Annotated in this window: 11 protein-coding genes and 1 pseudogene; 6 read left to right on the top strand and 6 right to left on the bottom strand. The window is 70.9% G+C overall.

Going from position 1 to position 11,944, the window contains the following annotated elements; genetic code table 11:
- Positions 1-471 (top strand): isocitrate lyase/phosphoenolpyruvate mutase family protein (locus tag IJH84_RS02985; RefSeq protein ID WP_295139910.1); only part of this gene is annotated, 471 nt, incomplete at its 5' end.
- Positions 472-511: 40 nt separating this feature from the next.
- Entirely contained in the window at positions 512-1,504 is a 993-nt protein-coding gene (locus IJH84_RS02980; protein WP_200070442.1) for an LLM class flavin-dependent oxidoreductase, read from the top strand.
- A 123-nt stretch (positions 1,505-1,627) separates the two neighbouring features.
- On the opposite strand, the gene IJH84_RS02975 is transcribed toward IJH84_RS02980, so the two are convergent.
- Positions 1,628-2,101, bottom strand: coding sequence for a nuclear transport factor 2 family protein (locus IJH84_RS02975; protein WP_295139907.1), 474 nt, complete (start codon positions 2,099-2,101; stop codon positions 1,628-1,630).
- Between the two features lie 169 nt (positions 2,102-2,270).
- Between IJH84_RS02975 and IJH84_RS02970 the strand changes: the two genes are divergently transcribed.
- The 4 genes from IJH84_RS02970 to IJH84_RS02955 all read left to right on the top strand — a co-directional run bounded on the left by IJH84_RS02970 (position 2,271) and on the right by IJH84_RS02955 (position 6,122).
- Positions 2,271-3,368 carry a DUF1214 domain-containing protein gene (locus tag IJH84_RS02970; RefSeq protein ID WP_295139905.1) on the top strand — a complete coding sequence of 366 codons (1,098 nt, stop codon included), beginning with the start codon at positions 2,271-2,273 and terminating at the stop codon, positions 3,366-3,368.
- Complete coding sequence (locus IJH84_RS02965; protein WP_295139903.1) at positions 3,365-4,513, top strand: sulfotransferase; 1,149 nt, start codon at positions 3,365-3,367, stop codon at positions 4,511-4,513. Before IJH84_RS02970 ends, IJH84_RS02965 begins: the two co-directional genes overlap by 4 nt.
- Positions 4,513-5,292, top strand: coding sequence for an SDR family oxidoreductase (locus tag IJH84_RS02960; protein WP_295139901.1), 780 nt, complete (start codon positions 4,513-4,515; stop codon positions 5,290-5,292). Before IJH84_RS02965 ends, IJH84_RS02960 begins: the two co-directional genes overlap by 1 nt.
- Before the next feature lie 284 nt (positions 5,293-5,576).
- A complete protein-coding gene (locus tag IJH84_RS02955) occupies positions 5,577-6,122 on the top strand; it encodes a DUF488 family protein (RefSeq protein WP_295139899.1) in 546 nt (181 codons plus the stop codon).
- Between the two features lie 24 nt (positions 6,123-6,146).
- Here IJH84_RS02955 and IJH84_RS29200 read toward each other — a convergent pair whose 3' ends face one another.
- From IJH84_RS29200 to IJH84_RS02935, 5 genes and pseudogenes are all read right to left on the bottom strand, one after another.
- On the bottom strand, positions 6,147-6,644 hold the full coding sequence (locus IJH84_RS29200) for a carboxypeptidase regulatory-like domain-containing protein (protein WP_367268941.1): 498 nt from the start codon (positions 6,642-6,644) through the stop codon (positions 6,147-6,149).
- A 39-nt stretch (positions 6,645-6,683) separates the two neighbouring features.
- A pseudogene (locus tag IJH84_RS02950) lies at positions 6,684-8,114 on the bottom strand (MFS transporter); the annotation flags it as partial.
- Positions 8,115-8,266: 152 nt separating this feature from the next.
- Complete coding sequence (locus IJH84_RS02945; RefSeq protein WP_295139897.1) at positions 8,267-9,829, bottom strand: FAD-dependent oxidoreductase; 1,563 nt, start codon at positions 9,827-9,829, stop codon at positions 8,267-8,269.
- 106 nt (positions 9,830-9,935) lie between these two features.
- The gene (locus IJH84_RS02940) at positions 9,936-10,883 is read right to left on the bottom strand and encodes a diiron oxygenase (protein ID WP_295139895.1); all 948 of its coding nucleotides are present in this window, start codon (positions 10,881-10,883) and stop codon (positions 9,936-9,938) included.
- Positions 10,884-11,110: 227 nt separating this feature from the next.
- A partial coding sequence (locus IJH84_RS02935; RefSeq protein ID WP_295139893.1) for an amidase family protein occupies positions 11,111-11,944 on the bottom strand: 834 nt, incomplete at its 5' end.

Below are 11,944 nucleotides of genomic sequence, written 5' to 3'. Positions count from 1 at the left end.
GGCGCCTCGGTCGAGGACTGGGACGGCACCGCGCTCTACGAGACCGAGCACGCCGCGGACCGGGTGCGCGCGGCCGCCTCGGCCGCGGCGGGTGAACTCGTGATCACCGCGCGGGCGGAGAACCACCTGCGCGGAGTGTCCGATCTGGACGACACCATCGCCCGGTTGCAGTCCTATGTGGAAGCCGGCGCCGATGTCGCGTTCGCCCCGGGGTTGAACACGGCCGAGCAGATCGGCGCGGTGGTGCGCAACGTAGATGTTCCGGTCAGCGTGCTGGCCGTGCCCGGCGTGCCGCCGGTGGCCGAGCTCGCGGAGCTGGGCGTGCGCCGCGTTTCGACCGGCGGTGCGCTGGCGTTCGCCGCGCACGCGGCACTGGCCGACGCGGCGCGGGAACTGCGCGAGCACGGCACCTTCGGCTATTTGGACGCGGGCGGGCGCGGGCGCGTCGCCCTCGACGAAGCGCTCGGCTGACGCGGCCGCCGGCAACCACGGAGTACGGAAGAGACCTCTCATGCCCACTGCACTGTCCCTTTTGGACCTCGCGCCGATCGCGCGCGGCGGTACCGCCCGGGAAAGCTTCGACGCCTCGATCGAGCTGGCGCAGGCCGCCGAACGCACCGGATACCGGCGCGTGTGGTACGCCGAACACCACAACATGGGCTCCATCGCCTCCAGCGCCACGAGTGTCCTCATCGGACACATCGCGGCGCGCACCGAGTCCATCCGGCTGGGCGCGGGCGGAATCATGCTGCCCAACCACGCGCCGCTGGTGATCGCCGAGCAGTTCGGCACGTTGGAGACGCTGTTCCCCGGGCGCATCGACCTCGGCCTCGGCAGGGCCCCCGGCAGCGACCAGAACACCGTGCTGGCGCTGCGCCGCGACCCCGCCCAGGCCGACGCGTTCCCGCAGGACGTCCTCGAACTGCAGGCGTACCTGGGCGGAAAATCGGTTCGCGGCGTCCGCGCCGTGCCGCACGCGGAAACCGCGCCACCGCTGTACATCCTGGGCTCGTCGCTGTTCGGCGCGCGGCTGGCCGCGCAGCTGGGCCTGCCGTACGCGTTCGCCTCGCACTTCGCGCCGGATGCCCTGCACGAGGCGGTGTCGGTCTACCGCGCGGAATTCACGCCGTCCGAGCAGCTGACCGAGCCGTACGTGGTGGCGGGGGCCAACGTCTTCGCCGCCGAGGACCACGACGTCGCGGTGGAGCAGAAGACCACCGCCTACCGCGCGCGGGCGCGCATGATGATCAAGTCCGGGCGGCCGGGGGTGAACCTGACCGACGCCGAGATCGACGCGTTCCTCGCCTCGCCGAGCGGCCGCCCGCTGGCTTCGATGACCAAGTACACCGCGGCCGGGACGGCCGACGAGGTCCGCGAATACCTGGAAGGTTTCGCCGAATCCAGCGGGGCCGACGAGCTGATGCTCGCCCACCAGGCCATCGGCACCGCCGAGCGGGTGCTCTCGGTCGAGCTGACCGCAGGGGCGATGGCCCGGTCCCGCTGACTCACCGGCACGAGTTCGATCCACTGTGGATGGAAAGGCGGTCGGGAATCTCGGAGATCCGCGGCGATCCTGGAGGTTCCCGCTGCCCGGCGGGCTCCGCGAGACCGGATCGGGCGAAGGCGTTCAGCCGGTGCTCGCCCACATGTCGGCGGTGAGCCGGAAGCTCGGCAGGTCGGCGAACGACATCTTCGCCTCGTAGAGGCGGACGTAGCCGGTGTGCGCGATCTTCCACGCGCCGTCCACGCGGCGGTACCGGTCCTCGTAGTAGGCGGAACCGATGATCGCGACCTCGTAGCGCGGCACCAGAACGGTGTCGCTCAGGCACCAGCTCCCGCTCGCGTGCTCGCCGTCGACGGTGATCTCCGGGCCGGTGCAGTGGTGCACGGTGGTCATCCCGGAGCCGAGCTGCTCGCGCATGTAGGACACGATCTCGTCGCGGCCGGTGAACGCCAGCGGGCGCCCGCCGGACGGCGACCCGTAGTCGGTGGTCGCGTCTTCGGCGAGGGTGGCTGCGAGCTCGTCCCACTGCTTGAGGTCGATGCTGCGCAGGTAGCGGTGTTTGAGGGCACGGATCTCTTCCAGCGCGATCAGGTCCATGCTCTCAGCCTGGAGCACCACCGGCGCGCGCACCAGACCCCGGATGCACCCGGTATCGCCCGGACCGAGCAAGCGCTCGGGGCGGCGATCACTGCGGACGCGGTATTGAACCTCGCCGGGGATGACCTTAGAGTCCTCGCTAGAACCTGTTCTAGTGAGGGAGGTTCCGGTGAGCGGCTCCGAGGATGCGGTGCGTTCCGGCCAGGCGTGGTCGGAGTTCTGCCGCGCGCTGGAACGGGCGGGTGAGGTGGTGCTGTCCGGCAGCGCCCCGGACACCGCGTTCGACCGTGCCGAAGGCTTCCGCTACCTGACCCGGCTCACCCGCGAGATGCTGTATTCGTGCGTCGACAACGCCGATCCCGACTTCCCGCGGCTGCACGAGCTGGACCTGGTCAAGATCGGCGCGGACAACCCGGACAACGTCTACCTGTCGGCCAACATCCGCGGTGACCGCGAATACCGGATCACCGGCGAGCGCGGCACGATCAGCTACTTCAGCATCGGGTCGAAGGCCAACCGCTACGCCAAGGACGGCACCATGGCCTCCACCGGCGAGCTGACCGACGCCGATCTCGTCGCCGAACCGGACGGCACGATCGAGATCATCGCGAGTGCGACCCGGCGGGGCCGCAACTGGCTGCCGCTGGCGCCGGACTCGACCGGGCTCGTGGTTCGCCAGACCTACCTCGACCGCGCCGCCGAGGCACCCGGCCGATGGCACATCGAGCGGCTCGACGGCCCGGGCGAACCCGCCGAGTTGGCGCCGGACTTCCTCGCCGCGGCGCTGCGCCGCACCGCGCTGGCGGTGCACGGCACGGCGGCGACCTTCGCCGGGTGGGCGGAGCTGTTCGCGACCAAGCCGAACGAGCTGCCCGACTTCGGCCAGGAGATGTTCCAGCGCGCAGGCGGTGACCCGGAGATCCACTACCTGCACGGCTACTGGACGTTGCGGCCCGGCGAGGCGTGGCTGATCGAGACCGACGTGCCCGAATGCCCGTACTGGAACTTCCAGCTGGACAACTGGTGGATGGAGTCGCTGGACAACCGGCGGCGCACCACCGTGAACAAGCACACCGCCCGGCTCGGCCCGGACGGCAGGCTGCGGATCGTCGTGGCCGACCGGGATCCGGGCGTGGGCAACTGGATCGACACCTGCGGGCACGATCGCGGCACCGCGCTGCTGCGCTGGCTCGGAGCCGATGAGCACCCGATCCCGGAATGCCGGGTCGTGCCGCTGGCGTCGCTGAGCTCCGAGGGGGACCGGTGACGGGCACCGAACTACGCGTGGACGACCTGCTCGCGGCCGCACGGGACAAGACCGGGTTGACGGAGTTCGGCGACGACTGGTTCCTCGAACCGCTCGGCGTACTGGTCACCTCGCTCAACGACGAGGCCCGGCTGTCCGCGACCGGTCTGGAACTGACCCGCCGCAGGCTCACCGCGCTGCTGGCCGACCGCCTGCGGCTGCGCGCCGTGCAGCGGGCGCACCCGGAGATCCTGGAGGTGCGGCCGGTGGTCGCCGCCGAGATCTGCGGACTGCCGCGGACCGGGTCGACCTTGCTGCACCGGCTGCTGGCCACCTCGCCGCAGCTGACCTCCACGATGTCCTGGGAGACGACCTACCCGCTGCCGTTCCCCGGCGAAGGCCCGGACGCGGCCGAGCGCAAACGCCGCGCGCAGGAACGGATGCGGGCGTTCCTGGAGCTTTCCCCGGATTGCGGCGACATCCACACCGTGGCCTGGGACGAGCCGGAGGAGGACGTGATCCTCGTCGACCGGTCGTTCACGTCGATGAGTTTCGAGTCGTTCCACTGGGTGCCCGGCTACGGCGACTGGCTGCGTACCACCGATCAGACCAAGGCGTACGACGAGCTGCGCCAGTGGTTGCAGGTGCTGCAGTGGCAGCAGCCCGCGCGTTCCGGGCTGCGCTGGATCCTCAAGTCGCCGCACCACCTGACCGCGGTGGGCACCGTGCTGGACGCCTTCGAGGACTGCTCGATCGTGATGACGCACCGCTCGCCGGTGCGGGCGGTGCCCTCCTACGCCTCGATGGTCAGCAATCTTTCCGCGCAGTACAGCGAAAACGTGGACGACGCCGGGCTCGGGCGGTATTGGAGCGACCGGTTCGTCGCGTCGTTGCGGGAGTTCTGCGCGGTTCGCGAGGCGCGCCCGGACCGGTTCGTCGACGTGCGGTTCGACGCATTGCTCGACGATCCGGTCGCCGAAGCGCTGCGGGTGCTGCGCGCGCTGGGCTTGTCACCGGGGGAGGGCGACCGAGCCGCCTTCGAGTCCTATGTGGAGCGCGACCGCGCGAGTCGCACCGCTGCGCACCGGTATTCCCCGGAGGGGTTCGGATTGTCCGAGTCCCAGCTGGAACGGGACTTCGCGTTCTACCGGGAGGCTTACCTGTGATGCTCTCCGACGAAGTGGTGCTGATCTCCGGGGTCGGCGCGGGGCTCGGCGCGAAGCTCGCCACCCGCGCTGCGGCCGAGGGGGCGAAAGTGGTCGCCGCGGCCCGCTCCGGCGACGTGCTCGCACAGGTGGAGCAGGACGTCGCCGCAGCGGGAGGGGAAGCGCTGGGAGTGCGCTGCGACGTCCGCGACCCCGACGACGTGAGCAGGGTGGTGCGCACCGCGACCGAGCGGTTCGGCCCGATCACCGGGCTGGTCAACTCCGCCTACGGGCACCCCGGTTTCACCGATCTGCTGGATACGCCGGAGAAGAAGCTGCGCCGGTCGATGGACATCATCCTGTTCGGGGCGCTGAACATGGCGCGCGAGGTCATGCCGCACATGCGCGCCGCCGGCCGCGGCTCGATCGTCAACATCGGCACCATGGCCACTCGCAAGCCCCTCCGCGGTGAAGGCGGTTATGCGGTCGCGAAGGAGGCGATGGCCGCGGCGACCCGGTTCCTCGCGCTGGAGCTCGGCGAATCCGCCATCCGCGTCAACCAGGCCGTGCTGGGCTGGCTGGACGGGCCGGGCGTGCGGTTCTACCTGGAGATGACCGCGCAGCAGCGCGGTGTGGACGAACAGCAGGTCTACGACGAGATCGCGGCACGCAACCCGCTCGGCCGGATCCCGACCGACGACGCCTGCACCGGCGGAATCCTGTTCCTGCTGTCCCGCTACGCCAGCGAGATCACCGGCGCGACGTTGGACGTCAACGGCGGGGAGTACATGCCTTCGTGACGGCCGGAGGCAGCCGTTGCCGCCAGGCCTTCTCCGAGCGAACGGACCGTTTGACCAATCTAGTGGGACCAACAGGCCGTTCACTCGTGACGGCTGAAGGCAGCCGTTGCCGCCGGGCCGTCTCTGAGCGAACGGACCGTTTGACCAATCTAGTGGGACCAACAGGCCGTTCACTGTCTGCGAGGCATGGTTACCGCCCGGTGCGGGAACTCGACGGGCAGGATGACCGGACGGGGCGCGGCCGAGGTGATCGGCGCGGTCTCGCGACGTGAGGACCGCCGGAGATGGTGCAGGTACTGACGTTCGGGCACGGCACCGCCACGCAGGACGAGATCATCCGGCTGCTCGGCGGAGCTGGCGTGGCCGGAGTGGTCGACGTGCGTTCCGCGCCGGGCAGCAGGCGCCACCCGCACGTGGCGAGGGGCGAGCTCGAGAGCTGGTTGCCGCAGCAGGGCATCTCCTACCGCTGGGACCGGCGCCTGGGCGGATTCCGGAAGCTGCAGCCGGATTCCCCGGACTCGGTGTGGAACAACGACGCGTTCCGGGCCTATGCGGCGCACATGCGGACTTCGGAGTTTCAGTCCGCAGTGGACGGACTCGTCGACCAGGCCGTTGGCCAGGTGACCGCGATCATGTGCGGCGAAACGGTGTGGTGGCGTTGTCACCGGCGGATGATCGCCGATTTCCTGCAACTCGCGCGGGGGGTCGAAGTGCGGCACCTGATGCACGACGGCTCGCTGGCCGAGAACCGGCCCATTTCCGGTGTCCGGCTGCGCGACGACGGCCTGCTCGTATACGACGGGGGCAAGCCGACGCCGCAGCACGGATGAACCATCCACTATGGACGAAGGGCGTCAAGCGGTGCTCCGCCCGTGGCCGGCGCCGTGCAAATCGAGGTCCGCCGTGAGCGGTTTTCCCCCGCTGAAGCGGATTTCCCGAACCGCGGGCGTGTAGAGGCTCGCCACCACCACGTAGTCGCCCGGCGCGAGTCCGCCGAGTTCGTAGCGGCCGTCGGCGTCGGTGCTGGTACTGCCGATGACGTTGCCGCCGCTGTCGGTCACGGCCACGGTCACCTCCGGAAGAACACCTCCGCTGGGCGCGGTCACGGTTCCGGCGACGACACCGAGTCCGGCGAGCGTGAAGTCCTGAACGGCACCGGAACCGTCTACCGGGACCGACGCCGCTTCCGGGCGGCACTCGTCCGCGGTGGCGATGATCGTGTAGTGACCCGGCTGCAACGCGGGCACCGAATAATTGCCCTCGGCGTCGCTGCGAACTCGGCCGACCTGGCGGCCACCGGGCTCGGTCACCGTGACCACCCCGGCGACGGCGCTGCCGGACGCGGTCCGCAGCGTGCCCGCGATGCCGCCCGGCTCAGCGGCGGCGTCCTGCGCGTCGTCGCCGGATCGGCGCTGGGCGGGCAAGAACGCCGCGATCGCGAGGGCGACCAGCGCCGCGAGCGAACCGATGCCCAGCACGACGCGGAACCCGTTCTGCGCGGGCACGGCGACCGGGCCGAGGTCGACGGTCATGTGCGCGAGGATCACACCGGCCACCGCGCTGGAGGTGGACGTGCCGATCGAGCGCATCAGGGTGTTGAGGCTGTTGGCCGCGGCGGTTTCCGAGACCGGCACCGCCGCCATCACCAGCGCGGGCATCGCGCCGTAGGCGAGCCCGACCCCGGCACCGATGATGCTGGAGGCCAGCATCAGCTCCCAGATGGCCGACATCAGCACCAGGTTCAGGCCGTAGCCGGCGGCGACCACGACCGCGCCGGTCATCAACGTCACCTTCGGGCCCATGGTCCGGGAGATCCACGCCGAGATCGGCGCCATCGCCATCATCACCAGCCCGTTCGGGGCCATCACCAGGCCGGCGGCGAGCACCGTCTGGCCGAGCCCGTAACCGGTCGCTTCCGGCAGCTGCAGCAGCTGCGGCAGCACCAGGGACATCGCGAACATCGCGAACCCGAACACCACCGATGCGATGTTGGTCAGCAGCACTTGCCGCCGGGCCGAGGTGCGCAGGTCCACCAGCGGCCGCGGGCTGCGCAGCTCCCACCAGCCCCACACCAGCAGCACGACCAGCGCGGTAGCCAGCAGGCCCAAGGTCATGCCGCTGCCGAAACCCCAGTCCGCGCCTTTCGAGATCGCCAGCAGCAGGCACAGCAGCGCGATCGACAAGCCCACTGCGCCGGGCAGGTCGAACCGGCCTCCGGTGCGGACCCTGGACTCCGGCACGAGACCGAGCACGCCGGCCGCCGCGATGGTGCCGAGCCCGGCGGCGACCCAGAACAAGACGTGCCAGTCGGCCGTCTCGGCGATGAACGCCGCCGCGGGCAGGCCGAGCGCGCCGCCGACGCCGAGCGAGGCGCTCATCAGCGCGGTCGCCCCGCCGAGCCGCTCCGGCGGCAGCTCGTCGCGCATGATGCTGATGCCCAGCGGGATCACGGCCGAGGACAACCCTTGCAGCGTCCGGCCGACGATCATCATCCCCAGCCCGGCCGACAGCGCGCACAGCGCCGAACCGAGCACCAGCATCGCGAGGCTGAACAGCAGCATCCGGCGCTTGCCGTACATGTCGCCGAGCCGCCCCACCGTCGGCACCGCCACGGCGGCGGCCAGCAGGGTGGCGGTGATCGCCCACGCGGTGTCGGCCGCGGGTGCGCCCAGCAGCGCGGGCAATTGCGGCACCAGCGGGATCACCAGGGTCTGCATCAGCGAGACCACGATTCCGCTGAAGGCCAGCACCGGGACGACGACGCGCGGGTGCGCCGGTTGCGCCGGGTCGGCAACGGGCGGCGAGCTGAGCGTGCGGGTCATCGGCGGAAGGCTCCCGTCGGTGCGGCGTGGCCGACTGGTGATTCAGTCACGTGACTTACGCTAGCAAGCCGGCCCGCGCTCTTCAGCCCTTCCGGATTGTTGTGCGGTGACTCACGTCCGCTCGACGCGGCTTCACCGCACGGCTCCCGGCCTCACCGCCCGGCGCCGATCAGCCGCTCCCGCAGCCGGGAGGTCAGCCCGGCCAGCATCGACGAGCGCCGCTGCGGCTCGGGGAGTGCGCCCGAGACCGCGTCGTCGAGTAGCGTGCCGACCGTTTCCCGCGCGCATTCCCGGTTCGCGCCGATGCCGCCGGACGGGCCGCGCTTGATCCACCCGACGACGTAGGTGCCGGCACGCCCCTCGACGCGCCCGCCGGAATGCGGGATCGTGCCGGTCTGCTCGTCGAAGGGGAGGCCCGGCAGCGCGGTCCCGCGATAGCCGATCGCCCGCACCACCTGCCCGGCCGGGATCTCGGCGCCACCGGTGACTCGCAGCCCGCGTACCTCGATGTCGCCGAGGAGTTCCTCCGGCGCGGCATGGAACCGCAGCACGATCCTGCGCTGCGAGGGGGTGGTGGCCCAGTCCACCTGCTCCCGCGGCACGGTCCGCAGCAGAGCCGCCTTGTCATCGGACGCGGCGGAATCGATGGCCGCCGCGATGCGCGGATCGTGGTCGTCGACCACCAGGGATGCGCCCTGCTGCTGGGTCAGCGCCAGCATCTCCGGCCTGGTGTAGGCGGCCGATTCCGGGCCTCGCCTGCCGAGCAGCACGACCTCGCGGACCTTGCTGGAACGCAGCCGTTCCAAGGCTTCCGGGGAGATCGAGGTGCCCTGCAGCGCATCCGGGTCGCTGGTGAGGATCCGTGCCACGTCCAGCGCGACGTTGCCGTTGCCCACGATCGCCACCCGCTCACCGGAGAGGCCGACCGCGTCCGCGGGCACATCCGGGTGGCCGTTGTACCAGGCCACCGCGCTCGTGGCGGTGATGCTGCCTGCCAGGTCCTCACCCGCGATGCCCATCCGCCGCGCGGAGGAGGCGCCGACCGCGTAGATCACCGCGTGGTGCTGGGCGCCGAGTTCCTCTGCGATGACGTCGCGGCCGACCTCGACGCCGAGGCGCAACCGCAGCCGCGGGTGGTCGTGGAAGCGCGCGAACGTCTCACCGATCTTCTTCGTCGACGGGTGGTCCGGAGCCACGCCGTAGCGCAGCAGGCCCCCGGCGACCGGCAGCCGGTCGATCAGCGTGACCTTGGCGTTGGTGTGCAGCAGCAGGTCCTCGACGGCGTACATCCCCGCGGGCCCGGTCCCGACCACGGCGACATCCAGCGGCGCGAGGTCGCTGGGGATGTTGCGGTCGAAGACCGGTTGCTGCCAGGAGTGGAAGTTCGGCGAGGGCTGCGTATCCGCTGCTGCGGCCGGAGCTTCCGCCGCGCCCGGTCCCGGAGCCTCCGCCACCGGTGAGTTGTCCGCGAAGTAGTCCGCGTTGACTTCGGCGTACGCCTTCAGCGGCCCGGTGAGCCGGTCCACCGGGAAGATCGCCTCCACCGGGCAGGCATCGGCGCACGCCCCGCAGTCGATGCAGGTGGCCGGGTCGATGTAGAGCATCTCGGTGCTGCCGAAGTCCGGTTCGTCCGGCGTCGGGTGGATGCAGTTGACCGGGCACACCTTCACGCAGGAGGCGTCGTTGCAGCAGGTCTGGGTGATCGCGAAGGCCATCGGTGCAATGCCTGTCTTCGAGTCCGGTCGGGCAGGTGGTCAGGTGGCGAAAGCGGGCCGCTCGCTCCCGCAGCAGGCTCGACGTCCGGCTCTGCCGAGCCGCGGCTCAGAGCAGGCTGGCGCGCTTGTAGAACCAGGTGGCGGGCTTGGTGAGCAGCCCGGCCGAGTGCAGGAACTCCATCAGCCCGGAGCAGCTGGAGCGCAGCATCGACTTGTGCTGCTGGTTGGCCTTCGCCTCGCGCTTGGCGCGCACGGGATCCAGCCCGGCGTTGGCGTAGACCTCGTCGTTGACCATGCTGGTGACGATGAAGTAGGCGGAACCGGCCACCACCACGGCGTTGATCTGCCGCCGCAGCCACCCGGCGGACTTGAGCCGCTCCTTGGTCTCCTCGCGGGCGAACTTCATGTGCCGCGATTCCTCGACCACGTGGATGTTGTTGATGGTCCGCACGAACGGGACCACCCGCTGGTCGCGCATCCAGTCGCGCTGCATGACGTCGAGGACCTCCTCGGCGACCAGGATCGCGGCGTAGGCGGCTTCACCTCCGGCCAGCGTCTTGAACACGCGGCCGAGTTCGACCACCGAGCGCTTCGGCCGGTACGCGGGTGCGCCCAGCTTCGCCGCACCGCGGGCGAACATGATCGAGTGCCTGCACTCGTCGGCGATCTCGGTCAGCGCCCACTGGAACGCCGGGTCGGTCGGGTCCTTCGCGTAGAAGTCCCGCAGCATCATCTGCTGCAGGATCATCTCGAACCAGATCCCGGTGCTGGCCACCGATGCGGCTTCCTGGCGGGTCAGCTCGCGCTGCTGGGCCGGGGTCAGCTCGTCCCAGTAGGACGTCCCGTACAGCGTGCTCCACTCCGGGCTGGCGCCGTGGAAATCGGTGTCCAGCGGGGTTTCCCAGTCGACTTCCTGGGCGGGGTCGTACGAGAGCTGCTCCGAGGAGTCCAGCAACCGGCGCGCGGTGCTGTCCCGCTCGGCGTCCGCGGGCGCGGCATCGTGGTCTTCGGACTGCGCCGGTCGCGTGTCCGTGCCGGTGATGTTGCTGCTCATGGGTACTCCTCGAGAGGTCGCGTGACACCCATTACCGTTACCAGCGGTAACCTGTTACCAAACGTAACACATACCGCGGGCGAGGCAAGGGGTTCCCCGGACCAGCAGGTGCCGCCCTGCCAGGGCGGTGCATCCCGCAGGGCGAGTGGGAATCGGCGGCGAAGCTAGCTGCGCATCCCGGCCGCGGCGGTCGTCGCTACCGCGACCGGGAGCGCCGCACCGCCGGGTCAGTCGCTCCCGGCGGACAGCGGAGGTTCGTGATGAGCCCAGGGCCTTGCCCGTTCGAGCTGCGCGGCCAGCCGGAACAGCGTTCCTTCGCCTGCGAGCGGGGCGACGAACTGCACGCCGAGCGGCAAGCCCTCGGGCGTCCAGTGCAGCGGGACGGACATCGCCGGGCGGCCGGTGATGTTGGCCAGCTGGGTGTAGGGGACGTGCCGCAGGTTGCCGCGCGCGACCCGGTCGACCACGCCGGAGCGGCGCAGCAGTCCGCCGCCCCGCATCGCCAGCGCGGCTCTGCCGAGGACCTGCAACGCCTTCGGGGTGTCCAGCTCGCCGATGCGCAGCGGCGGACCGGCCAGGCTGGGCGTCAACAGCAGGTCGTGGTGCTGGTGGAACTCCGCCAGCCGCCGGGTGTGCTGGTGCCAGCGATCCAATGTGGACACGTACTGCGCAGCGCCGGTGCTGCGGCCCGCCGCGGCGAGCAGCCGGGTGTCCAGCTCGAAGGAGCTGCGCGGCGCGTGGCGGGCGGCTTCGTCGAGCGCTGCGGCCAGCCGCACCGACCACGCCTGCAGGAAGTCCACGGCGAGTGCGGAGAGGTCCACCGGCGGCGGGACTTCTTCGACGTGGTGGCCCAGGGAGGTGAGCAGTTCCGCCGCGTCGGTCATCGCCCGGACCGCTTCCGGATGCGGATCACCCAGCGCCGAGGCGGCGCTGAAGCCGATCCGCAGGGGCGCAGGCTCCCGCGCGACCTCCTCGGCGAAGCTGCGCTCCGGCGCCGCCGCCGCGAACGGGCCCGCGGGGTCGGGACCGGCGAGGCAGTCCAGCGCCGCCGCGCTGTCCCG

It is taken from the genome of Saccharopolyspora sp., from assembly GCF_017434145.1.
GTDB lineage: Bacteria > Actinomycetota > Actinomycetes > Mycobacteriales > Pseudonocardiaceae > Saccharopolyspora_C > Saccharopolyspora_C galaxeae.
The sequence above is the reverse complement of the archived record's forward strand: the minus strand, read 5'-3'. Positions and strand labels throughout refer to the sequence as shown.

What these genes read in the sequence shown, in the direction of transcription:
- IJH84_RS02980 (WP_200070442.1), top strand. Translation starts at nt 512, where the DNA reads ATGCCCACTGCACTGTCCCTTTTGGACCTCGCGCCGATCGCGCGCGGC.
- IJH84_RS02975 (WP_295139907.1), bottom strand. Translation starts at nt 2,101, where the DNA reads ATGGACCTGATCGCGCTGGAAGAGATCCGTGCCCTCAAACACCGCTAC.
- IJH84_RS02960 (WP_295139901.1), top strand. Translation starts at nt 4,513, where the DNA reads ATGCTCTCCGACGAAGTGGTGCTGATCTCCGGGGTCGGCGCGGGGCTC.
- IJH84_RS02955 (WP_295139899.1), top strand. Translation starts at nt 5,577, where the DNA reads ATGGTGCAGGTACTGACGTTCGGGCACGGCACCGCCACGCAGGACGAG.
- IJH84_RS02945 (WP_295139897.1), bottom strand. Translation starts at nt 9,829, where the DNA reads ATGGCCTTCGCGATCACCCAGACCTGCTGCAACGACGCCTCCTGCGTG.
- IJH84_RS02940 (WP_295139895.1), bottom strand. Translation starts at nt 10,883, where the DNA reads ATGAGCAGCAACATCACCGGCACGGACACGCGACCGGCGCAGTCCGAA.